A 23,494-nucleotide genomic window follows, 5' to 3' on the forward strand; every position below is an offset into this window, starting at 1 on the left:
GGCCAGAAGGATGCCCTCCACCCTCGCAGCCTGGGTCTCGGCACTCAGAAGAAGCGATCCGACATCCATCTGACAATCCATGATTATGATGCCAACAGTTTAGCATACTGCCAGCATTCTGCAGTTGCCTAGTACTTTCAGATATCGACCGAAGTCACACCACCCCACCACTCAGGCAGATGAGATCCCGCGGGCCCTGGAATACGGCCCAGAGAGCGCACGAAGCCGCCCATTTCCGTCCCCTGCTGAACGTAGAGGATCTGGACATCCGTACGGCAGACGCAGATATCGGCGTTGCATTCGTTTCCAAACGGTCGTTTACTGACGTCTACATTTTATGAAAGATGGCCCTTTATGCCGCTGATTGGCTATGCCCGCGTTTCTACGGATGATCAGACCCCCCTGCCCCAGGCCCAGGCTCTGAGAGCCGCAGGCTGTTCAGTCATCCGCGAGGAGCATGGGTCCGGTGGCAATCGCGCCCGCCCCGTCCTGACGAGCGTCCTGGACGGTATCCGCAAGGGAGACACACTGGTCGTCGTTCGGATCGACCGACTGGCCCGGTCCCTCTCGCACCTGCTTGAGATCATCGAGCAACTCGAAGCAAAGAGCGCGTTCTTTCGCTCGATCGAGGATCCGATCGATACGGCATCACCCCAAGGCAAGTTCACGCTCCAGGTGCTGGGGGCTGCGGCCGAGTTCGAGCGGGCATTGATACGCGAACGGACCAAGGCGGGACTGGCCAGCGCACGTCTCGAGGGGCGGATCGGCGGAAATCCCGGTCTGCGTGCCCGAAACCCGGAGGCGCTTCGCAAGGTACGCCTGGCGCGGCATGATGGCTACATGGAACGCGTTGCCCAGACCGCAGGGGACTGGGTTCCCCATGTCCGCAGGCTGCGCCCACACATGGCCTGGGAGGATATCCTGCGGATCATCAATGCATCCCTGCCCCCGAACCGACAATGGACGCAGCCGCGGCTCCTGAGGGCTGTGCGGGCCTATGTTCGGGACGGCTTCCTGCCCGAGGAAGTCCTTGGGCGTGCCGCCCGGCGCGTTGGCGATGACCGTCTGCCGGCGATCGTGGCTGCGATAAAGGGAGCTGATCCCCAAATCACCCTCCAGGCCATCTGCGATCGCCTGGAGGCGATGCGCGAACGGACCCCCCGCGGTCGGACAACGTGGCAGCCCTCGTCCGTCAAGATGCTGCTGGCACAGGCTGAGAAGCTGGGGATGCTTGCTCCATCAGCACCACACTGATCTACGACTGTTTGTCCGTCTCAGTCTTGCCCGACGACAAATCGCTTGCGCGAATCCGACTTGATTGGCAATAGTCACGGAAAAGGGCGATCAAACGCCAAAATCCGTGACCGATTTTGGGGCAGTGACGATAGTGACTAGGGCTAATACTCAGCAAAACCTGAATGCTGTAATTCGGGGCCACTCGGAACTCTTAGCATCTCAGCTTCACTCGCAACGGGAAAGTTTGTTTCCACCCGATGCATCCAAAACAATGCGTAAATTTACATCAGGTGAAGCCGCAGCTTTGCTAGGCGTTAATGACTCATATTTGCGCAAGCTTCATCTAGACGGCAAGGGACCTTCCCCAGAGGTTACATCGGGCAATAGACGACAGTACTCTGCCGACGATATTCAATGCTTGAGAGTTTTGCTGGAGAAAACTGCGCGGAAGCCTGGCGACTATCTTCCTGGCCGTCGTTCGGGCGATCATTTGCAGATCATCGGGGTTATGAATTTCAAAGGTGGTTCTGGAAAGACCACATCTGCTGCTCATCTTGCCCAACGATTAGCGCTCAAGGGTTATCGTGTTCTGGCAATTGACCTTGACCCTCAAGCATCGCTGACAGCTCTACACGGTGTTCAGCCTGAGTTTGATCTACCTAACGGCGGCACTCTCTATGATGCCATTCGGTATGATGCGCCCGTTCAAATAACGGAAGTAATAAGGCCGACATATATCCCGAACTTGGATCTAATACCTGGCAACTTGGAGCTGATGGAGTTCGAGCATGAAACTCCACGAGCACTTTCGCGCGGTAGTGCAGGATTGTTTTTCTTTCGCGTGAAGGAGGCATTGGCCAAAGTTGATGACAGGTACGACGTAGTCGTAATCGACTGTCCGCCCCAGTTAGGCTTCCTCACGATGTCTGCATTGTCAGCCGCAACGGGTGTCTTGGTCACAATCCACCCAGAAATGCTCGATGTGATGTCCATGAGCCAGTTCCTTCGCATGACTGCAGATCTAATGGATGTCATCGCAGACAGTGGTGCGGATATGTCCCATGACTGGATGCGGTATCTTTTGACGCGATATGAGCCAACAGATTCTCCGCAAAACCGCATAGTCGCTTTTCTGCGCACCATGTACTCAGACAAAGTTCTCAATGCCCCGATGCTTAAATCCACTGCCATTTCTGATGCCGGATTGACGAAGCAAACACTTTATGAGGTCGAGAGGAGCGCATTTACGAGGTCCACTTACGACAGAGCAATCGAAAGCCTGAATGCAGTCAATGATGAGATCTCGCAGCTAATTCAGAAAACGTGGGGGCGGTGATGGCAGATAGCAAGAAACGGCGCATGTCGATGCTGGACAACCTCTCAGGAGCAGGTACCGCTCCGTCCCCGGGAACCATGATGTCGAGTAACCGAGCGCTTAGATCGGCGCGCGATGCGGTTGATGCTCATAACGTATGGGATCTAGATCCGGCGCAAATTGATGATGATCGGTTTGCAGATAGATTGGATCCCAGTGACGTTCAGGATCTTCGAACCTCTATCGAACAAAACGGTCAGACTGTCCCGATTCTTGTGCGTCGACATCCAAGTAAAGCGGACAGATACCTTCTAGTTTATGGCCGCCGCCGCCTTGAGGCCATCAAGGGCTCAGAGCGAACCGGAAGGATTAGGGCACTCATTGCAAATCTTGATGACACGGCAGCGCTGAAAGCTCAGGTTTCTGAGAACACCGCACGGCGTGACCTCAGCTACATTGAGCGAGCCCTGTTTGCCCATGAGCTACTTGAAAGTCAGTTTGGCAATCAAACAAAAATTGCCGAAGTACTGAACGTGACCCGTTCGGCGGTTTCGATGGCCATTGCTTTGGCAAAAGCAATTGATCCCGCGCTCGCCCGCGCCATAGGACCAGCTCATGGTGTTGGCAGACCCCGTTGGGAAGCGCTAGCGAAGGATATGTCGGCGGCAGGCTCAGACCAGGCTTTGCTGTGTTCCATTGCGGAAAGTGCGCGCAGCCAAGGAGCTTTTGAAGCTGGCAAAACGAACGACGAGATTCCTGTCTTGGATGCATCTGTTTTAGCCTTTGAAGCAGTTTCAAAGCATGTCAAACGGCAGATCAACCAAAAACGTGAACGACCACCTGTCAACAAAGCAGTGGTGTTGACCATTGACGGCAAGCCTGCCGGATCTGCGAAAAGAACGGATGGTGCTGTCCGCCTGGACTTGACGGACGTTGACGACGGCTTCGCACTTTGGCTGGCGGATCAAGCTCAGAGTATTGTCTCTGAACTTCATGATCGGTGGAAGCGAGATGCTTGAGAATAAGTGCGGCGCCCCTAGTGGCGCATCAAGACGCAAGATGCGAATTAGTGGCGGCGAGTTCACAGCTGTGAACACTAGTTTGACTGCGACTAATGTTCCTATTCGGCGACCCCCTACGTCACGCTCTACACCTTATCAGGCTCTAGCATGCGGAAACTGGGCTGCGATTGCACTGCTTAAGCGGAGTGGATTTCGTGTTTTGGACGAGCCCAGCATTGCTGATCAGCTTCTGTTCAATATGTCACAGGAGTACCCATCATGGATTAAGTCGTGATCACCCCCTAACGAAAAACCCCCCGCGCGGGGGTCCGCACGAGGGGGCTTGGGTTTGGTAACACAGGTTTGGCGACCTGAATTAGCAGCACTTTTCACCTGCTATAGTTATCCTCCCACTCCCGAAAATCAAGAGCAAAAGCGCATCTGTGCGAACGGATACGGCTTGCCTGCGGACACCGCGCTTCTTGATCGAGGAGCAGCAGATGAATACCGGAGAGGCCGCAGAACGCGGCAGTTTTTTCAGGCGCATAGACGGCGTTATTGATGGCGCGCGCGCAGACGGCAGTGCGGAAGATCGCAGACCGATCCGTCGCAATTCACTTCGCAAAGGATCATGCGAGGGATCATTTTGGCGCGGTACGTCGCGTCAAGACGTGCAGAAATTCCTTATGGCAGCTCGACACTATGAGCGGGCCAACAAGGAGCCTGGCAAGCGGAACGGTCCCCTTGGAGGCGTGGCATTGGAGGTCCTGGCGCTGTTTGCCAATCTGGTGAACTTCAAGTCGGGCCGACTTGACCCGTCCCTTGATTACATCACTGACAAGCTGTGCCGGTCGCGTGACGCGGTTGTCCGGGCGCTGAAGGCGCTGCGTGAACACGGCTTTCTGGATTGGCTGCGTCGATTTGAGCCTGCCCCGAACGAGGGCCGGGGGCCGCAGGTCCGACAGGTCAGCAACGCATATCGCTTGTCCGCCCCTAAGCGTGCCCTTGCGCTTCTTGGTCGGTGGGCTGGCCGTCCAACTACGCCGGATGATGAACAAGCAGGTCGTGAGGATCGCGCCGCTATGGAAGCGGAGCATGTGAAGGCGCTCGATCTTGCTGGACTGGCGGCGTTCAAGATCGAGAACTCAGATCTTGCAAAGGCTTTGGCCGCGATGGGAAAGGCCATTGATTTACGCGAGTCTGCCAAGCGGACTGAATACCAATCTACCTCTTATTCTTATGCAAGATCGTGACGCAGACGGAGACATCCGGACGTTTTATGCCCTCACGTTGCACCGAGGAAGCGGAGGAAGAATCAGACGGTGGCAACGCATGCTCGTCCAATCGACCCGAAGCTCTAACAGCACTGTTGTATGGCTGTGAATAACAGCCTGTTGCAGCCGGAAAGCCCTACAGAACCGTCTCAAGGAAGGAAGCGCCGGATGAATAGGTTTTTCTTAGTCGCTGTCCTGTGCTGCACCATGGCAGGCCCAGGATTAGCAAACAGCATTACCGGGCAGGCCAGCGTCATCGACGGAGACACAATTGAAATTCATGGGGAGCGGATCAGGCTGGTATCCATCGACGCGCCTGAATCACGGCAACCCTGTTTTGACCGCCAAGGCCGGGCATGGCGCTGCGGTCAGCAGGCGGCACTAGCTCTTTCAGACTTCATCGCCCGCAGACCCGTAACATGCCAATCACAGGGCAAGGACCGCTACCGCCGCATCCTTGGAGACTGTGCCGTAGCCAATGTCAGCCTGTCGGGATGGATGATCGAGAACGGTTGGGCGGTGCCCTACTATGACCGCGACGACAGGCACGAAGCAGGAGCTGATCGCGCTAAGGTAGCGCGGCGGGGGATCTGGGCAGGAACATTCGAGCTTCCGAAGGATTGGCGTAGAGGAAACTGACTAATTGACACAGGTAAGGTTTCCATGACCTGTTGCGCAGCTTTCAAAACGGGAGGAAGCGATGAGAGAGAACCTTATGCTGTTCATGCCTGTGCTGCCCCCACCTGGGACGAAAGGCTTTTTGGTTCTGGAGCATCTGACAGCTATTGAGCTGGAGGATCGCGGTCAGCAAACAATGTCTGACAGTGTTATCAGGCTCAGCCTCTGCGACACTAGGGACGGGGAAAACCCGGTTCCAGTCTATGAGCTTCTGCTTTCCGAGGACGAAACCCACAATCCTATCGAAGCCCATAACCGCATCAGGACCTGGGCGGCGGGCTTCATGCTTGGTGCACGCTACGCGGGTGAAACCATCGGCTTGAACATCAAGCCCATGCAGACAATCTGACAGCAGTACGGGCCCCACGTTAAGCCTAAGAGCTAACTTTTATGATCCGACCTTGACGCCGCAGGGGGTGTTCGGGTTATGGCTGATGTTCCCGTATTGTTCTAATAGTCATGACCCTGCACCTTAGCCCTATCAAGATCACGCTCGTAGACCGGCATGTGCCCCTGGCATCCATGCCGGTTCCGGCCGGTTTTCCGTCGCCCGCCGCGGATGATCTTGAGGATACGATCGATCCGATCAAGTGGGTGGTGCGGCATGAGCATGCGACCTTCTGGTGGCGCGTGTCCGGTGACAGTCTGGAGGCAGAGGGCATCCTGGACGGCGACCTGATTGCCGTGGATCGCGCTGGCAAGCGCCGCCATGGCCGCATCGTCGTCGCGGTGGTCGATGGCGCCATTACCGTCAAGAAGCTCGCCAAGCGCGATGGTGTCTGGTTTCTCGATCCGCGTGCCCGTGCGGAGGGCTATGCCACAATCCCGGTTACGGAGACGACCGAGATATGGGGCGTTGTCGCCGGTGTCGTCCGCCGCCTGCCCATAGAGTAGGGGCAGGCACGGTGGAGCAATCCGACCGCCCCATTGCGCTAATCGACTGCAACAACTTCTACGTCAGCTGCGAGCGCGTGTTTGATGTGTCGTTGCGTGGCATTCCTGTCATTGTCCTGTCGAACAATGACGGCTGCGCTGTCGCCCGCAGCGACGAAGCTAAGGCCCTTGGGATCAAGATGGGCGATCCGGTTTTCAAGATCCGTGACTTGATGAAGCGGCATGGGGTCAAGGCGCTGTCATCGAACTACACGCTTTACGGCGACCTCAGCCGCCGCGTGGTCGAGGTCCTGCACAGCTATTCCCCCCGTCTGGACGTCTATTCAATAGATGAGACGTTCGTTGACCTTGCGGGCTTCGGGGATCGCATGGAGGCCCATGCCGCCCAAATGCGGGATGCAGTCAGGACAGAGACGGGCATCCCGACCTGCGTTGGCATCGCGCCCACCAAGACGCTTGCCAAGCTGGCGAACTATGCCGCCAAGAAGAATCCGCTTTTTTCCGGGGTCTGCAATCTCATGGACCAGGATGTGCGGGACTATGTGATGCGCCGCATTCCCATCGGAGAAATCTGGGGCGTGGGATCCGCGACCGAGGCCAAGTTGAAGGCCCAGGGGATCAACTCTGCCGCCGAGCTGCGCGACCTGCCTTTGGCCCTTGGCCGCAAGATCGGGACGGTTGTCCTGGAACGCCTGGTGGCCGAGCTGCGCGGGGTGTCCTGTGTCGATTTTGAGGACGTGGCCCCGCAGCGCAAGGGCATGGCCGTCACCCGCTCCGCGGGCACACCCATGACCAGCTTCGACACGCTGGCCCAGGCCATCAGTGCCCACGCCACACGAGCGGCCGAGAAGCTGCGGCAGCACGGCTTGGTGGCAGGCACGATGACGGTGTTCTACCACACCAATCCGCACAAGCCCGACAGGCCGCGCCATTCCTTTTCGCGCAGCATCCGCTTGCGGCCCATGTCCAACCATACCTTCGACCTGGTGGATGCCGCCGTGGCGGCTGCGCGGCGGGGCTGGAGGGGCGATCCGTCCGGAAACGGCTACGGCTATACCAAGGCCGGGATCATCCTCGATGACCTGCTGGCCGAAGCCGACCGACCAGCCATGCTGTTTCCACCGGATCGCCCGCGCGACGCGCGCCTGACGGACGCGCTCGATGCGATCAATGACCGCTTCGGCAAGAAGACGATGGTTCTGGCGCGCGAAGGGGTCAGCCGATCCTGGGCGACGAAGGCGGATCACCGATCGCCGCGCTATACGACGCGAATCAGCGAGTTGCCAACAGTCCGCGTTTAGCAAACTATGTTTTACCTGTAGTAAAAACGTTTAGACTACAATGCGTAGAGGTAGAAGCTTGACCAGTGACGGAATATATCGGGAAAAAATAAAATACTGGGAGGCCAAGCTGTGGGACTTATTAAAACCCATAGATATGAAGTCTCTCGTCATTATGAGCTGGGCGTTGGAAGCAATCCGGTCGGATAGAGCTGAAGCTGCAGGGCGTTATCTTGATTTTCCAGAACCTGTTGAAGATCATAAAATTATAGGACGATATTATATCCCCCCGTGGAGTGTGGATGCGCTTTTAAACGAAAAGCTAACCATGGGTGATAGAGGGAAATCTGAAAAGCTACTAAATTTAAAAGTTTGGCGCGCGGTAGCAAAGTTGATGAATACCTACAGCGGCCTTGACAATGTTGATGGTCAGATAGACGCAGAGCCAGATGGCATAATAGCAGCTATGCCTAGGTTGTTCTGGCCTCAATACGACTGGCAGCTTGGTTTTAATAACGTCACACGGTTGGGCCGAGCGTGGTTTGTGTATGGAAACTCTGCGGGAAAGTTAGCTTTTGAAGAAAAGTATGGAATTGAACTTGAAGTATTCCTAAAGGTTTCTTTCTTTATATATGGCGCTGTTGTGTTCAATCCAGCTGTTAGCTTAAAGGCATTGGAGGGTGTTGGGTTAATTAGAGATGATATAATAAAAACAATAAATATAATTGGTGCGCCGTTTGATAGACAGGTTCAGTACGCAATTGATATTAGATCGGATAATATACCTCGTTCATTTAAACGAAGCATCTTGAAGGAGCGTCCAGTTTGCATTGATGGAAAGATATATTCAGAAAGACTATATATTCCTTCTCGCGATATGCTTCTAAAGAGAATATCTGATGGGCTTTACTATGACATTGTTCATAACCCTGACGCGCGACGAGCGTCGGGAGAATATTTTGAAAAATTGTGCTTTAAGTTATTGAAGCACTATTCAGGTAAGAGTGACTCAGTTTCAGAGGAGAAAGATACTTCCTATGGGAAAAGCGCCGATTTATTCTGGATGAATGATAGAGAAACGAGCGGTGTTATTGTTGAGTGTAAAATACGAAGGCTGCCTCATCGTGTTCTAACATCACCTAATCCATGGAAAGAATGCCAAGATGATTTTGATGATGTCGTAAAGGGGGTTGTTCAAATTTGGAGAACACACCATGCCCTTTTCAAAGATTCCACAGATAAGATTGTAGGTTTGGTATGGCAGTATGAGTCGTGGACGCTCATGGGGAATTCCTTCATTAGGAGGTTATTTTCAATGGCTAATACAAAGGCCGATAATTTAAGAATACCAGAAAGCAGCAGGATACCTGTTGCTTTGGTGGGACATCCTGACTTTGAAACGTGCCTTAGACTTTATGATCGAGAGACGATCATAAAGGGTATAGAGCTATCTATGGATGATGAATTTCACGGCTTCATGTTGCATACAATAATTGAAAAATTCTCAGAAAAGAAAGAGCATAGGGAGGGTTTCGATTATTCTGAAGTGGCGAGCGAATCAATTGGTTGGTGGAATGATAAGCTTGAGTAAGTCTAATCATATTTTTAATTTTAATAGGTGGGCGTGAATAAGCATTCCCCCAAGGAACAAAGATCCAAGCTTGGTTTTCTCATAAAATCTCAAAACTGAGAAGCTATCGGCGTACTTTCTGAAGTTTTCAGGAGGTTCCTGTGCAATTTATCGAGACCTTCAATGCACTCATCGTATGAATTTCCCGATTTTGGAAAATCACTGCGCAAACGCCGATAAAAGCTAAGCCACTTGGGAAGGTCGCTTAGGGGATACGTCCCTGACTAATGCTTTCCGGTCATCGTAAACATCGTTTCAGTATGGGTGACTTTCGTTCTGTGTCCATCTCTGCCTGGTAAGGGCGTTTCTTATTGCAGTATGTCGCGTCTAGCGGAATACGGATTTCCCCAAGTTTAAGTCAGCGCCTGGCTCGTTTGCAACCGTACACATCAATATTCTCTGGAATTTTGGGCTGATATAGGCGATTATCGTTCTTATTAATGGAGAATATTATGGTAGCCGAAAACACTTATAGACTCGGTCATTCGCGTTTCAGTACATTGACTGAAGGTTTGCAGAGGATATTGGAACGCGCATACGAAAAGAAGGCCAGACCGCTGTGCCAATGCAGCCGTCAGGAACCGGCAATGTATATCGCCAAGGTCGGGAACGAATATATCCTGAGACGAATGCCCGGAACGGGCCATCTTCATAATCCAGTCTGTGAGACGTTCGATCCACCCCCGGAACTGTCCGGCCTGGGCCAGGTGAACGGACAAGCAATCGTAACCGACGAGACGGGCGGCACGATGCTCAAACTAGATTTTCCGCTATCGGTGAAGGGCGGACGCGCCGCCCCCGTGGCCGATCCGGGAGAGGCCGCATCATCCGCCGTCGCCAGCCCGGCAAAGCTGCGTTTGCTGGCCATGTTGCACTACCTTTGGGAAGCTGCGGGTTTGAACAGGTGGCGGAATAGTTTCGGTCGCCGCCGCAGCTGGTTCATCATCCACCGTGAATTGATGTCCGCGGCTGTAAAAGTCAGCACGAAGGCAGGGCCGATCTCGGGCAACCTCTTTGTCCCTCCGCTCTATTCGATCGAGGGAAAGGAAAAGCTCGCCGCCGACCGGCGGCGTTTCTTGCACCGGCTTCAGCCGGTTGCAGGAAAGCCCATACCCCTTGGCATCGTCATCGCGGAATACAAAGGCTATGAGCCTTCGACCTACGGTCGAAAGCTGATCCTCAAACATCTGCCGGACTATCCCATGTTCCTGGACGAGGAGACCGGGAAGCGGTTCGACAGGATCGCGGCCGACAAGATCGAGATGATTGAGGCAACGCCGAACAGCCACCTGATCGTCATCGCGACCTTCAGCCCGAAGCCAAACCACGGCAACATCCGCGAAATTGCCGTCATGCCCGTCAACGGACAATGGATTCCGTTCGATCACGACCGCGAACACCAGTTGCTGGACGCCCTGGCCGAGCGCGACTTCATCAAATGTCTGAAATACAACCTGTCGGCCACGGCGCTTGTCGCCAATGCCCTGCTACTGGATACCGGAACACCTGTCGCAATGTTCGCCCCCACTCACGACATGACGGATGAGGCGTATGACGACCTGCAAAAGATCGCCGCCGATGGCGTCTATCCGCCGTGGCTATGGGCACCCGGAGAATTTGACTTGCCAGGTATCCCAGGCAATTCAAAATAATCGCATGGAACGCCAGTTCTTTATGCGGATACTTTTTTTCGGTTTCCTAAAGTTACTTTGCAAACCCTCAGAACCTGCACAGTAAAAGGATAATATAATGGACGGTTATTGCCCTTATTGCTTAGTGCCAAGTTTTCACATCTGGGCCTGCCCACATTGCGGAGGGGTCAGACCTATTCCGGATGAGAAGCTTGAGACCAAAAAAGATAAGTCAGGTGTGGGGGGCTGGACGATTTTGTTGCTGATCGCTGGTCTCGGCATGCTGATGCAGATTTCTGCGCTGTTTCTCTGACCAATCCGGGCGTCCCCTTTGGGGCGCGTCCCCGGTTCCGGCCGGCAAGACCGGCCTCCACCCGAGCTGGTCGGGGCGATGCGCCCGGCTGCGCTGCACGGTTGAATGTCTCGTCCCGAGCCATCCCCCCGCACACCGGTCCTGGGCGCCCTGCCCCGTCCATCTCGTCCCTGACGGGCGGGACCACTGACGCAAACCATTCGCGCCATGTGGGCAAGTAAAGCATAAATCTCTGTCGCTCATAGAATAGCGAGATCCCCGCGCGAGGCGCGGCGATCGAGACGCAGGGGGGATTTGGACAAGCCAAACGCCCCCTTGCCCTTGTTGGGCCAGACGCTGCGCGCCCGTCCGTTTGGGGACCGCCGGTCCCCCACCGCAACATGAAAATGCTGCACGTCCTGCGGGGCCGTGTCCTCGCGCTGCGCGCTGCGGGCCGCACCACCCCCTGGTCCGCTGGATTTTCCCATTGCGGCGGTTCCCCCCCTGCCCTCGCCGGGAGGCAAGGGTTCAGGAGAGGGGCGCGCTGCGCGCTTCCTCGCCTGACCCCCCGCCCATTTTGGGCACCCGACCACGGCGCAAAGACCGGGCGGGATCGTCGCAAAGAAAGGAAAGCCAAATGGCACAAGCAATCCAGACCGACACCGCCGCCGAGCAGGCGCGCGACCACATGCTGCGCCTGCTGATCGCAGAGCAGAATGACGCCTTCCGGCGCTGCCTGGGCTTTGCAGCCCTGTGGCGGGACTATCATCTGAAAGGCCGCGCTGTCGTCACGCCGGGTTTCCAGGCCCTGCCCGTGGCGACCAAATCAGCCCTGATGGGGAAGGTTATCAACTTCACCGACTTCACCGAGGAAAACGACCCTTGGGAGGATCATTCCTTTGGCCGGGTCGAGGCCGAGGGTGCAGCGATCTTCTGGAAAATCGACCTTTACGACACCGCCTACACCTTCGGCGCGACGATGCCCGATTGTGCCTGTGACCCTGACCAGACGCGCCGTGTCCTGACGCTCTACCTGCCGTCCGAACACTGACCGGGGATCGGCCTGCTTCTCTTCGCAAGCAGGCCGATGCTTCCCGCAGCTTCAACCGACAAGGGAATGAACACATGAGCAATGCAGTCTTGGAACAACGTCTCGCAGAAGCGTAGGCGCTGGTCAGGAAGGGCGACACCTTCGGTATCGGACGCCGCTTCCTGACGCAGCACGGAGCTGGTTAAGGCCCCTCCCGCTTTGTCCTGCCCTCACAGCCGGACGCCACAACAGCCAATAATCGTCGCAAACAGGAATTTCACCCATGAAAACCGAAATCGTCGCCGCCGCCCCGATCCAGTATTTCCCGCTGGCCCAACTCTATGTCTCCGACATGAACCCGCGTCAGGACGCGGACCCGGAGGGGATCGACCTGCTGGCCGACAGCCTTGCCATGATCGGCCTGATCCAGAACCTTTCCGGCACCGTTGACGCGGATGGCCGCGTCGGCATCGTCGCCGGGGGCCGCAGGCTGCGCGCCATCGCCCGCGCGGTCGAGCGTGATCCGACCGTGACCAAGCGCCACCCGGAACTGGCCTCCGTTCCCGTCCGCGTCGCCCCCGACGAGGCCACCGCGCGGGCATGGGCCAGCGCCGAGAACGCCGCCCGCGAGGACTTGGCGCCCGCCGATGAAATCCGGGCCTATGGCCGGATGAAGGATGCAGGCGCAGACGTGTCCACCATCGCCCGCAGCTTCGGCAAGACCGAGGCGCATGTTTACCGCCGCCTTGCGCTGGCCGCGCTGCCCGCCCCCGTTCTGGACGCCTTGAAGGCGGGGCAGATCAGCCTCGGCATGGCGAAAGCCTTTACCGTGTGCCAGGACGAGGCCCTGACCTTGCAGGTTCTGGCCGAGGTGATGGGCCGCGACGTGTCTGAATACCGCATCAAGCAGGCTTTGCAGCCGGAAGCGATCAGCGGCACCGACCGCCGCGCCCTGTTTGTCGGGCTGGACGCCTACACCGCAGCGGGCGGGCGGATGAACCGCGACCTGTTCAGCGACACGACCGCGCTTCACGATGGCGATCTGCTGGCCCGCCTGTTCTCCGAGAAGATGGACGAGGCAGCGGCAAAGATCGGAGAAGTATGGAAATGGGTCGAGGCCATGCCCGACAGCTATGTCCCCTACGGGACTGCCGAGAAGCTGGACCGCATCTATCCTGTTCCGGGCGTCCTGAGCGAAGAACAGAGCGAGCGTTACGACGAACTGGCGGAGCTGGCCAAGGGCGACGTTCTGGACGAGGCGGGACAAGCGGAATTTGCCGACCTGACAAACATCGTTGAAGGCGGCTTTACCGACGCGCAGCGCGCGGTTGCCGGGGTTTTCATCTACGTCCGCAATGATGGCACCCTGGGCGAAACGGCTGCATGGGTTCGGCCCGAGGATCGCGCCGAGGCAATCGAGGCAGAGGTTCTGACCGGACATGCCGCAACACGCCACGGCGCGGCCAGCGTCGAGGATGCGCCCAAGTCGCCCTATTCCGGCGCGCTGGTCGAGGACATGAAGGCCGTGCGGCTGGCCGCGATCCAGACCGCGCTTCTGGACAAGCCGGAAATGATCTTTGACCTGCTGGCCTTCGGCCTGTCGCTGGCATCGGGTGTCAGCACCCATGTTTTCGACCTGTCGCCAGGACGCCCCAACAACTGCCCGAGCAAGCCCCACGCGTTGGAGTTTTCCGAACGGCTGACCCATGCCCCTGCGGGACATGAGGCATGGAGCCGCCCGGAACTGCGGATTGACGATCTGGCGACCGCCTTCCGCACGTTCGTCGCTGCTGGCAAGAAAGCCCGCAACGCGGCGCTGGTCGAGAGCGTGGTGCGGACCCTGCCCTACGGCGCAGGAAGCGCGGAGTTTTTCGGACTGATCGAGGCCGATGCCGGGGCTGGTATCCGCAAAGTCTGGACGCCCACCGCCGAGAACTTTTTCAGCCGCGTCAGCGCCGACTATCTGGACACGCTGCATTTGAACCTGACCGGCTGCGATCCGCAGGGGAACGGCTTCAAGGCGCACAAGGCGCAGAAGAAGGCCGAGAAAGCGCAGTGCATGGAGCGTCTGTTCAGCGATGCCGAGTATCAGAAGGCATGGAAGATCGACGCGGAGAAGAAGGTCCGCATCGAGGCTTGGACCCCGGACTGCTTCTGATTCATACCGGACCGGAGGGGCGGCGTTAGCCGCCCCATCCCAAGCATTTTCGAACGAGAGAGATTTTCATGCCCCTCTATTTCGCGACCCACTGGAACGGTACGGCTTGGGTCGATCTGCACACCGACCCGCTGCCCTTCAAAGAGGCTCAGCAGAAACTGCATAGCGCAGCTTGGACCCATCAGAGCGTCCGCTTGCGACCGGCCCCGGCAGCCACCGAGTTTTCCGCCGCCGCTCCTGTTCAGTAGAGCGCGGCACCGCCCATCCTTCTGCGACGAAGGTTCAACTGGCCCCGCATCTGGCGGGGCCTCTTTTTTGGCCGGGGGATGATGACCTGGCGGTGGCGGCCGTCTGCGCTGGCCCCCGCCTCCAGGCCCGGCCCTTCGGGCGGAGCTGCGCCTGGCGGCGCAGCAGGAAAGTTGACGCCCATGTCAACATAAAATTAACAATTGTCTTTTTAGACTGACCTTTTAGCTAGTGTAGTGCCAACCACAATTGTACGAGCTATGGGATTGCGTAGTTTAAGTGGGAGATATTTTAGATGCTTTCGACGCGTGAGATGGGACAGGACGCCAAAGCGGAAATTACCCGTGAAATGCTGGAGGGCATGCTGTCGGATTTCGACCGCCTGTCTGACAGCGATGGGGTGCTGACCGTCGAGCTGCGGGGCAACGGCCTATTCGCACTGAACCCTGCTACAGGGACATACGAGGTGGTTGGCCTGGCGCGCATGTCTGCTGCAATGAGCTACATTCGGTAGGCTGGCGTCAGCGAAAGTAAAATCAAAATGCCCCGGCTGCATTACAGCCGGGGCATTTTACCTTATCCGCTCACTTGGCATTCATGTAAGAACGCAGGATGGCGTTGATCTTGCTCTGATAGCCTGGACCTTGAGAACGAAAAAAATCTAGAATGTCTGGATCAAGTCGCATCGAGATCAAGATCTTTTTTTCTGGACGAACTACTTCGACGCGACTCCAGTCAACGTCAATTTCAGCATCGCCAGCGTAGTCGCCATTTGATCCAACCTTATCCCAGCTGGTTTGACTACGAATCTTTCTCACTTCGTCCAGCGACATAACGGCTGTAAGCTTGTCTTTCATTTTCTCTCGCCCTTCGGGCAGTGATTATGCGGATAACATCTTCACGTTCCGTAAAAACAACCGCGATGAAATATCCTTGGACTTGACCAATCGCAATGAAGCGTTGCTCAGTTTCGGATTTGCCGACCAATTTAACGTAGGGGCCGCTAAAAATCTCAACTGCGTCCACAAAGTCTATTTGGTGCTTCGCAAGGGTTAAGTGACGTTTGTGTTCGTCCCACTCAAAACCAGCCATGGAGTTTCCATCTTAATGTTGCAGTAGTTCATTAAGGTCCTCCGACGTTAGTCACCTTGGGCTGTATATACGATTTGTATATGCGGAAGTCAATAGGGCGTCCCCTTCGGGCCGCGCCCCCGGTTCCGGCCGGCTGCACCGGCCTCCACCCGAGCTGGTCAGGGCGATGCGCCCGGCTGCGCTGCACGGTTGAATGTCTCGTCCCGAGCCATCCCCCCGCACACCGGTCCTGGGCGCCCTGCCCCGTCCATCTCGTCCCTGACGGGCGGGACCGCTGACGCAGGGCGCGCGCGCGATGTGGGCAAGTAAATCATAGATCTCCGTTGCTCATAGAATAGCGAGATCCCCGCGCCGGGCGCGGCGATCGAGACGCAGGGGGGATTTGGACAAGCCAAACGCCCCCTGCCCTTGTTGGGCCAGGCGCTGCGCGCCTGTCCGTCAGGGGACCGCCGGTCCCCCACCGCAACACGAAAATGCTGCACGTCCTGCGGGGCCGTGTCCTCGCGCTTCGCGCTGCGGGCCGCACCACCCCCTTGTCCGCTGGATTTTCCCATTGCGGCGGTTCCCCCCCTGCCCTCGCCGGGAGGCAAGGGTTCAGGAGAGGGGCGCGCTTCGCGCTTCCTCGCCTGACCCCCCGCCCATTTTGGGCACCCGACCACGGCGCAAAGACCGGGCGGGACCGTCGCAAAAGAAAGGAACGCCAAATGGCACTTTTTGAAATCGTCACCATGACCGACGACAGCGGCATGAGCCGCGTTGTGACCGATGACCTTGCCGCATGGGTCGATGACATGGGCACCGAAATCACCGGGACCGAGACCCGCACGAACCTGCGGACCGAATTGCAGGGCCAGCCCAAGATTGCCGGTTTCCTCGGCCCCTTCTGGGGCGGCCTGTCCCAGACCGGCGATGCCATCATCCGCTATGAGGATGAAGGCACCTATTCGGCACTGAGCCAGTGAGGGAGCCGCAGATGACCCGTTTTTCTGTCGTGCAGATCGACATGCACCCCGCCCCCTATGTCGCAGCGACGGGCAGCGCACGGAGTGCCCAAATCCTGGCCCGCCTTGTGCGGGAGCGTTGCCCCGGAAATGCGTTTGGCATCCGCGAAGGCGCGGCCTTCGGCGGGCCGAAAAGCAATGGTTTCATCCGCGATTGCGCCCGATCCTTGGAGGTGCAGCGGATCGCAGCGGAAGAACTGTTTGCGGAAGCCGACGAGAACCCCGACCAGCTGGTGAAGTGGCACGTCTATTTCTATGACGCCGGGACCGGGAAATTCCGCTTCACCGTGAACGCCTATCTGGATCACGATTTGCCCGTTCGGGCCAAGTGCGAAGCCGATCCCGAACTTGTCGGGCGCACGGTCGTCTATGGCGATCCGCCCGCGATGGAGACGCTTTACCTGATGCTCGATGCCTTTGCGGCAAAGCAGGAGGCAACGGCATGAGCGGGTTTTCCTTCAACGGTTTCGTGGCGGGGGATACCCCCGCCACCTTCACCGACTTTCGCGGGTCATCGGTCAAAACGATCCGCGAAGGCACGGATGCGGAAGCCATCGAGGTTTGCAGCCCTGCAGGCCGGGCGTTCTGGTCGATCTATGGCGACACTGGCACAGGCTGGCGGCTTGTCCACGACGCCGAGGCCGACGACGCGGGCCTTGCCCTCGCCGCCTTGTCCAAGAACGCGGCAGCCCGGTTCGAGTATGCCGACCTTGAGACTGTCACTGTCGCCGGGACGCTGGCCGATCTTGCCGACCGTCTGGCCGAACGCATTCACGACGAAATCCCCGGTTACGAGAACCCGGAAGGTTTTCGCGGTGACGACTTCGACGCGCACCCGCTGTCCGAGCTGCGCGAGCAAATCCTTGAAGCCATCGAGAGCGAGGCAGCAGCATGAACACCCGCACCACATTCAGCGCTGGCGCACTGGTCGCACCGATGAACATCATGAGCATTTGCGCCGCCCGTGAGGCCGCGCTGACGCAGATGCAGGACGCTATCGGCATCCTGTCGGACGGCTACAGCGCCGCACGGGGCGCGGCCGAAACCGCGAAGGGCGCGACCGCGGGGCATTCCTGCTATCTGCACTACAGCGACAACGAAGCCGTGAAATCGACCCTGTTTTCCGCCTTCGATCCTGTTGCCGTCCTGGCCCGGTATAAGCGCACCCTCGATGCCGCAATCTGGCTGCGGATCGTTGAGGAAAGCCGCCTCAAGGAAATCATGGACCGCACCGAGCGGGACCAGCTGGACAAGCAGATGGGCGCGGATGACATGCCTGAGCCGACGCTTGAGAACATCCGCGCCACATTGGAACGCCTGACCCTCGATGCCGACCTGATTTTCATGCGGGGCGTGGCCCGCGCCTTTTCCGAACTGGACCCGGCTTTCAAGAGCCACGACGCGTTCAAGATCGGCAAACGCATGATCTTCACATGGGTCTTCGATGATGGCGGCTATTGGTCCTATTCCGGCAGGGGCGAACAGATGCGGCGCACCTTGGCGGATGTGGAGCGGGTGTTTTCGCAACTGTCCGGCCAGCGGAGCTACGGCGATCTGGAGGGTGCGATCAATGCCGCCCGGCGCGGCGGATGGGGCGCACGTCAAACCGAGATCGAGACCGAGTATTTCACCGCCCGATGCTTCAAGAACGGCAACCTGCACCTGTGGGTGAAGGATGCCGACCTGCTGCGGAAGGTCAATCAGGTTCTGGCAAGCTATTATGGCGAGGTGCTGGCCGATGCCGCAGGGTCCGACGAGCAGCCCGCCGACTTCCGCACCGGAACTGCCGTTGCCAAGGATCTTGCCTTCTACCCGACGCCTGCGGCGACGGTCGAAGAATTGCTTTCTGATCTGACGATCAACGCGGGCACCCGTGTTCTGGAGCCAAGCGCCGGGATCGGCGCCATCGTCCGGCCCCTCTTGAAGATGGGCGCGACCGTGGACGCAATCGAAATCCACCCGGACCGGGCAGCGGCATTGCGGGGCATGGCCCACCCTGCGCTGAAGGTTCATTGCGCAAATTTCCTGACGGTCACGCCTGCGCCGGTCTATGACCTGATCCTGATGAACCCGCCGTTTTCGGGCACCCATTTCATGGATCACGTCAAACATGCGTGGGACTTCCTTGCGCCGGGCGGCGAGCTGCGCGCGATCCTGCCCGCGTCCGCCGAGGTCGGATCGACCGCTAAGCATGAGCGGTTCCGGGCATGGGCCGCACAGCATTCCCCGCGCGGCTATCGGTGCCACCAGTGGCGCGATCTGCCGCCCGAGAGCTTCGCCAGCGTGGGCGTCCGCATCAATACCGTGGTGCTGACCCTTCAAAAGCGCTAGGTATACCCTACTCCTTTTTGCGACGGAGTAACTCAGGCCCCGCTTCGGCAGGGCCATTTTTGTGCCTTTTGGTCATGCCATCACTTTTATCATTGCGCCATCAATGGCGCTGTGAGATCATTTCCTCATAAATGCTATCATGGAGATCAGAATGGGCAACATGACCATACGCAACCTGCCAGATGAGGTTCACGATCACCTTCGAGAACAGGCGACCAGCAACATGCGCAGCATCGAAGCAGAGGTTCGCGCGATCCTGGTCAACTCCTATGTTGCCAAACACACAGGCGGATTTGGACAACAGCTGCGCGCGCACTTCAAGGATATGGGCGTCATAGGTGACGAACTGACGTTCGACCGCAGCAAAGAACCTGGGGAGGCTGCGGACTTCACATGATCATCATTGATACTAATGTGCTGTCCGAGGTTCAGAAGCCAACGCCCAATCCCAATGTCATGGCATGGCTGGATGCTCAGGAGCCGGGCGATCTTTATATAGCGGCAATCACTGCCGAGGAACTGATGTTCGGCGCTTTCATCTTGCCAGCGGGGGACAGGAGGGCACGCCTCATTGGCGCGATTGAGGGGTTACTTGAGACGTCCTTTTCAGGCCGCATCCTGCCATATGATATTACCGCCGCAACATTCTATGCTACGCGGGTTTCCAGCGCACGCGAGCGGGGCATAACCATCGGACATGCGGATGGTCAGATCGGGGCAATCGCGGCGGCACAGAAGGCTGCAAAGGTCGCCACGCGCGATAGCGATCCATTCAAGGCGATGAACCTGGAGGTCATCAACCCGTGGGAATATTGCCCCTGATTACGGAATGCCCGCAAAGCGCGGGCATGAGCTGTTCGTTGAACGCGCTTCGCGCGTGACAGTGTTAAGACACATCGACCTAGAAACGCCGAGCCAAGGTATTAAGTAGCCCCCGGCCGCTACACGGCCGGGGGCTTTTCATTTATCCTCTATCCGGTAAGATGAGGTTGTCGACCAAGACAGCCTCTTCGGAGGAAGCCTCGCAGCGGTGCGAACGCTGCGGGGCTCTTTTCTTAGCGCGGAACAATCCGCTCTAAGCCAGTAACCGGACCAGTCATACCATTACGGCGAGACTGATAATCGCCACGATAAGTTGGGCGATCATGAGGATTAAAATGACCTTCTGAGTGGCCATATTTCATCCTCTTGGCTGATACTCCAGTTTCCAATCCTTAAGCCTCGGACCAGACTTGGCAGTTTTGACTATTCAAGCAAAATTAGATGCTCGATCGGTTCGGCGATGGGTGCACCAAAGCGGATCATGCGCTCATTCCTTGGTGGTCTCCAAAACCTTGAATACATAATCTAGAGTCAAAACACGGCTGGCAAGGTCTTGACAGGGGTCGGTCCGGCGACTTCAGGCAGATGTGGCAAGACCGCGAAAATAGGCTTCTATCGCAGAATAGCATGGTCCCAGAAGGGCCTTGCGGTTGTATGTTATTGCGTGAATCGGGGGGTGCAAGCGGACGGTCACATGCCCGTGGCGTCTTGCCGAAAGCATCGCCAGCCGGTGCGGACCCTGCCCGATGGTGCGGGATAGGTCGCTTAGATCAGCTGAATAGCTAAGACAACAAACAAGTCGTCAGCCAGAAACCCCTGGAACAGGGTCGGCTTGAACGGCAGCCTTTCAGTGGAAATCGTCGGTAGAGATGCGTGCGGCGCACAGCATGTTCAGTCAGGATGATAGGTCTACTCACTTGGGCGTCCCCTTCGGGCCGCGTCCCCGGTTCCGGCCGGCAAGACCGGCCTCCACCCGAGCTGGTCGGGGCGATGCGCCCGGCTGCGCTGCACGGTTGAATGTCTCGTCCCGAGCCATCCCCCCGCACACCGGTCCTGGGCGCCCTGCCCCGTCCATCTCGTCCCTGACGGGCGGGACCGCTGACGCGACGCGCATCCGGTTGTCCAGTCGCGTGCCGGGAACGACCTTGGGAGTGAAGGCGCGGGACCGCAGCAGGCCCGCGCGAGACGTCAAGGATCGAGCAAGCATCTGTCTTGAAGCACAAGGTCAGAAATCGTGCAATGAGCCTGATCGGACCGGAGACCTCCGAGTATCGGAGGTCCGATCAGGCGGTGTCGACTGGCGAGATACCCCTCCACTGTTACCTTGGGCGCAGGTGGGTGTTGCCGTGGATCAAGAGCTGCCGTTCATTTCGGCCGCGATGAGCGACTGCTTGGAGCCCTTTTCTATCGATGCCGCGACTCGAACGATTGGCAGTTTCGGCGGAAAGCGACCGCGTTGAAGGTGGGGTCAGCCATTGACCGGACCCTCGCTGAGGATCGCGAGCGGGCGCTCTCCGCCCATCCGCATCCAGCCTGCGACGCCCGCCGCTCCCGATGGCGTGGTTGCAAGGCCCTCGGCGGCTGTCAGCTCGACGGCCGCCGCGGCCTCGGCTTCGGAAACGGTCTCAAACGCGTCCGCCGTCTCGCGCAGGATGTCGAAGGCTAGGAGGGACGGCGTCTTGCAGTCGAGCCGGCCCATCTCGGAGACCGGGCCGTCGACCGTGATGATGCGGCCCGCACGCACGCTCTCGCGCAGGCAAGGGGCCGCCTCGGGCTCGATCACGACGATGCGCGGCTGCACGGACCAGGCGGCGCGGATGCGTGCCGCCATTGCGGCGGCGAGGCCCCCGACGCCCGCCTGGAGGTAGATGACGTCGGGCCAGGCGTCCGGCCCGGGCCCGGCGGCCTCGAACGCCTCCCGCAGCTCTTCGGCGATCACGGTATAGCCCTCCATCACCAGCCGGGGCGGCTCCGTGTAGCCCGGCCAGGATCCGTCGGCGAGGTGAATCGCGCCCGTCGCTTCGGCGTCCGCGACCGCGGCGGCGACGGAGGCCTCGTAGGCCTCGCCCGAACGGACGACTTCCGCCCCTTCGGCGCGCAGCCGGTCGGCGAAGTCCTCGGACACCGTGCGCGCGATGTGGATGCGGGCCATCGCTCCGAAGACCCGTGCGCCGGCGGCGACCGACAGGCCGTGATTCCCTGCGCTCGCGGTGACGAAGGTGACGTCGACCCGTCCCCTCGCCTCGATCAGCCGCAGCGCCGCGTAGGCCCCGCCCAGGGCCTTGAACGAGCCGAGCCCCATCCGCGCCCGTTCATCCTTGATCCAGAGCGGTCGCCCGCCCGGCATCTGCCGTCGGAGCGGGGTCGGTGCATGGACGGGGCACCGGGACAGGCGGGCGCGCACGGGCGCAGGGTCGAGGATGGTCATGATTGCAATCTGCCACTAAAGCGTGCGACGTTTGCGGCATGCGTACCCGATATGCGAGAAACATTCCCGTAACGGCTGTCGCCTGTGATACGGTGGCCTCATGATGATGCCGACGTTCGATAATGCCGACCGCACGCTGCTCGCGACCCTTCAGCGCAACGCGCAGGTCAAGCTCGACCAACTCGCTGACGAGACGGGACTGTCAGTCGCCACCGTGCAACGGCGCCTAACCCAGCTACGCCGAAGCGGGGTGATCGCAGGCACCGTCGCGGTGCTTGATCCCGCTGCGCTCGGGCAAGCGATGACCTTCGTCGTTTCGGTCGAACTTGAGCGCGAGCGGCCAGATCAGATCGACGGCTTCGCCCGCACTGCCTGCGCCGAGCCACAGGTCCAGCAGTGCCATTACGTGACCGGCGAGGGCGACTTCGTCCTGATCTGCGTCGCTCGCGACATGGCGGATTTCGAAGCCCTCACCCGCCGTCTGTTCTTCGACCAGCCCAACGTACGCCGCTTCCGAACTTCGGTGGTTATGACCAGCTACAAGCGCACACTCGACGTGCCAACCGATGGGCCAAACGTCTACGGATGAGAAAAGTCTGATGCTGCGGTTCGAGATAGATCCGCGAGTATGGCCTCCCAGGGCAAGCGGACATTCAGGCATCAATGCTGCCTTCGGTCAGACGTTCAGGTCGCCGTCATTCACGCATTGAAGTGGTCGCCGTTGCTCTTTAAGGGCACGGCGAACTGGAGGGTAACTCTATGGCTACGTTTTTTTCAGGCGTCATTTTCGACATGGATGGGCTGCTTCTCGACACTGAACGGCTCCAGATGGAGCTAGGACCCGAGGTGCTTGCTGAGTTCGGCCATGACCTGCCTAGAGACTACTTCAATAATCTTGTTAGAGTGGCCAGACTGCAAGCGGCCCGGATGATCGAGGACCAAGTTGGGGTCCCAATTGATGCTGCCGCGCTCGACATGACCTGCCACGGGTCTTTCATCCAGCCGCGACCGGAGTCCAAGGCTTGTTTACGCCGATTGGCGCAGGTTGAGCAATCGCCCGACGTGCGGAGCTTTCATCTCGTGCAGCGGGGCGGGCGATTGCGGTGGTCAGAGTCCGCGCGTAGTCGGCCGGGGTTTCGTAACCCAAAGCCGAAT

The 23,494-nt window shown here is 58.4% G+C and carries 24 protein-coding genes and 1 pseudogene; 21 read left to right on the forward strand and 4 right to left on the reverse strand.

Annotation, left to right across the window (positions count from 1 at the left end; genetic code table 11):
• The first annotated feature begins 354 nt into the window (after positions 1–354).
• The 14 genes from FHD68_RS10060 to FHD68_RS10125 all read left to right on the forward strand — a co-directional run bounded on the left by FHD68_RS10060 (position 355) and on the right by FHD68_RS10125 (position 15,179).
• Positions 355–1,254: a recombinase family protein gene (locus tag FHD68_RS10060; protein ID WP_139085611.1), complete on the forward strand. Its 900-nt coding sequence runs from the start codon at positions 355–357 to the stop codon at positions 1,252–1,254.
• A 133-nt stretch (positions 1,255–1,387) separates the two neighbouring features.
• On the forward strand, positions 1,388–2,572 hold the full coding sequence (gene repA, locus FHD68_RS10065; protein ID WP_139085649.1) for a plasmid partitioning protein RepA: 1,185 nt from the start codon (positions 1,388–1,390) through the stop codon (positions 2,570–2,572).
• Entirely contained in the window at positions 2,572–3,570 is a 999-nt protein-coding gene (gene repB / locus FHD68_RS10070) for a plasmid partitioning protein RepB (protein ID WP_139085613.1), read from the forward strand. The genes repA and repB overlap by 1 nt, the downstream gene beginning before the upstream one ends.
• A gap of 464 nt (positions 3,571–4,034) precedes the next feature.
• Positions 4,035–4,805, forward strand: a complete 771-nt coding sequence (locus FHD68_RS10075; protein ID WP_208863758.1) for a helix-turn-helix domain-containing protein — start codon at positions 4,035–4,037, stop codon at positions 4,803–4,805.
• Between the two features lie 189 nt (positions 4,806–4,994).
• Positions 4,995–5,465: a thermonuclease family protein gene (locus tag FHD68_RS10080; RefSeq protein ID WP_139085653.1), complete on the forward strand. Its 471-nt coding sequence runs from the start codon at positions 4,995–4,997 to the stop codon at positions 5,463–5,465.
• A gap of 61 nt (positions 5,466–5,526) precedes the next feature.
• Entirely contained in the window at positions 5,527–5,853 is a 327-nt protein-coding gene (locus FHD68_RS10085) for a hypothetical protein (RefSeq protein WP_127899651.1), read from the forward strand.
• A 110-nt stretch (positions 5,854–5,963) separates the two neighbouring features.
• Positions 5,964–6,398 (forward strand): LexA family protein, encoded by a 435-nt coding sequence (locus FHD68_RS10090; protein ID WP_139085615.1) that lies wholly within the window; start codon positions 5,964–5,966, stop codon positions 6,396–6,398.
• An 11-nt stretch (positions 6,399–6,409) separates the two neighbouring features.
• Positions 6,410–7,699 (forward strand): Y-family DNA polymerase, encoded by a 1,290-nt coding sequence (locus FHD68_RS10095; protein ID WP_244297815.1) that lies wholly within the window; start codon positions 6,410–6,412, stop codon positions 7,697–7,699.
• A 58-nt stretch (positions 7,700–7,757) separates the two neighbouring features.
• Positions 7,758–9,269: a hypothetical protein gene (locus FHD68_RS10100; protein WP_139085619.1), complete on the forward strand. Its 1,512-nt coding sequence runs from the start codon at positions 7,758–7,760 to the stop codon at positions 9,267–9,269.
• Positions 9,270–9,760: 491 nt separating this feature from the next.
• Positions 9,761–10,960 (forward strand): DUF1173 family protein, encoded by a 1,200-nt coding sequence (locus FHD68_RS10105; RefSeq protein WP_167550389.1) that lies wholly within the window; start codon positions 9,761–9,763, stop codon positions 10,958–10,960.
• Between the two features lie 97 nt (positions 10,961–11,057).
• Complete coding sequence (locus FHD68_RS10110) at positions 11,058–11,252, forward strand: hypothetical protein (RefSeq protein ID WP_139085623.1); 195 nt, start codon at positions 11,058–11,060, stop codon at positions 11,250–11,252.
• 616 nt (positions 11,253–11,868) lie between these two features.
• Positions 11,869–12,282: a DUF3768 domain-containing protein gene (locus tag FHD68_RS10115; RefSeq protein ID WP_139085625.1), complete on the forward strand. Its 414-nt coding sequence runs from the start codon at positions 11,869–11,871 to the stop codon at positions 12,280–12,282.
• A 262-nt stretch (positions 12,283–12,544) separates the two neighbouring features.
• Positions 12,545–14,419, forward strand: a complete 1,875-nt coding sequence (locus tag FHD68_RS10120) for a ParB/RepB/Spo0J family partition protein (RefSeq protein WP_139085628.1) — start codon at positions 12,545–12,547, stop codon at positions 14,417–14,419.
• Positions 14,420–14,978: 559 nt separating this feature from the next.
• A complete protein-coding gene (locus FHD68_RS10125) occupies positions 14,979–15,179 on the forward strand; it encodes a hypothetical protein (protein ID WP_139085630.1) in 201 nt (66 codons plus the stop codon).
• A gap of 70 nt (positions 15,180–15,249) precedes the next feature.
• On the opposite strand, the gene FHD68_RS10130 is transcribed toward FHD68_RS10125, so the two are convergent.
• Positions 15,250–15,522, reverse strand: a complete 273-nt coding sequence (locus tag FHD68_RS10130) for a BrnA antitoxin family protein (RefSeq protein ID WP_139085632.1) — start codon at positions 15,520–15,522, stop codon at positions 15,250–15,252.
• Complete coding sequence (locus FHD68_RS10135; RefSeq protein WP_139085634.1) at positions 15,467–15,757, reverse strand: BrnT family toxin; 291 nt, start codon at positions 15,755–15,757, stop codon at positions 15,467–15,469. The genes FHD68_RS10130 and FHD68_RS10135 overlap by 56 nt, the downstream gene beginning before the upstream one ends.
• 704 nt (positions 15,758–16,461) lie before the next feature.
• Between FHD68_RS10135 and FHD68_RS10140 the strand changes: the two genes are divergently transcribed.
• The 6 genes from FHD68_RS10140 to FHD68_RS10165 all read left to right on the forward strand — a co-directional run bounded on the left by FHD68_RS10140 (position 16,462) and on the right by FHD68_RS10165 (position 19,911).
• Complete coding sequence (locus FHD68_RS10140; protein WP_139085637.1) at positions 16,462–16,719, forward strand: hypothetical protein; 258 nt, start codon at positions 16,462–16,464, stop codon at positions 16,717–16,719.
• A gap of 11 nt (positions 16,720–16,730) precedes the next feature.
• Positions 16,731–17,204, forward strand: a complete 474-nt coding sequence (locus FHD68_RS10145) for a hypothetical protein (RefSeq protein ID WP_139085639.1) — start codon at positions 16,731–16,733, stop codon at positions 17,202–17,204.
• Complete coding sequence (locus FHD68_RS10150) at positions 17,201–17,653, forward strand: hypothetical protein (RefSeq protein ID WP_139085641.1); 453 nt, start codon at positions 17,201–17,203, stop codon at positions 17,651–17,653. The genes FHD68_RS10145 and FHD68_RS10150 overlap by 4 nt, the downstream gene beginning before the upstream one ends.
• A gap of 50 nt (positions 17,654–17,703) precedes the next feature.
• Positions 17,704–19,089: a DUF4942 domain-containing protein gene (locus tag FHD68_RS10155; protein WP_167550390.1), complete on the forward strand. Its 1,386-nt coding sequence runs from the start codon at positions 17,704–17,706 to the stop codon at positions 19,087–19,089.
• Between the two features lie 151 nt (positions 19,090–19,240).
• A complete protein-coding gene (locus FHD68_RS10160; RefSeq protein ID WP_042251849.1) occupies positions 19,241–19,486 on the forward strand; it encodes a FitA-like ribbon-helix-helix domain-containing protein in 246 nt (81 codons plus the stop codon).
• Positions 19,483–19,911 (forward strand): type II toxin-antitoxin system VapC family toxin, encoded by a 429-nt coding sequence (locus FHD68_RS10165; protein WP_139085645.1) that lies wholly within the window; start codon positions 19,483–19,485, stop codon positions 19,909–19,911. The genes FHD68_RS10160 and FHD68_RS10165 overlap by 4 nt, the downstream gene beginning before the upstream one ends.
• A 1,468-nt stretch (positions 19,912–21,379) precedes the next feature.
• Here the strand turns inward: FHD68_RS10165 and FHD68_RS10170 are convergent.
• Entirely contained in the window at positions 21,380–22,339 is a 960-nt protein-coding gene (locus FHD68_RS10170; protein WP_139085647.1) for a pyridoxal-phosphate dependent enzyme, read from the reverse strand.
• Positions 22,340–22,439: 100 nt separating this feature from the next.
• Between FHD68_RS10170 and FHD68_RS10175 the strand changes: the two genes are divergently transcribed.
• On the forward strand, positions 22,440–22,928 hold the full coding sequence (locus FHD68_RS10175) for an Lrp/AsnC family transcriptional regulator (protein ID WP_341872755.1): 489 nt from the start codon (positions 22,440–22,442) through the stop codon (positions 22,926–22,928).
• Positions 22,929–23,333: 405 nt separating this feature from the next.
• Here FHD68_RS10175 and FHD68_RS10180 read toward each other — a convergent pair.
• Positions 23,334–23,494: pseudogene (locus FHD68_RS10180) on the reverse strand (IS3 family transposase); the annotation flags it as partial.

The sequence above is a fragment of the Paracoccus marcusii genome, from assembly GCF_006151785.1.
In the GTDB taxonomy this organism is placed as follows: Bacteria; Pseudomonadota; Alphaproteobacteria; order Rhodobacterales; family Rhodobacteraceae; genus Paracoccus; species Paracoccus marcusii.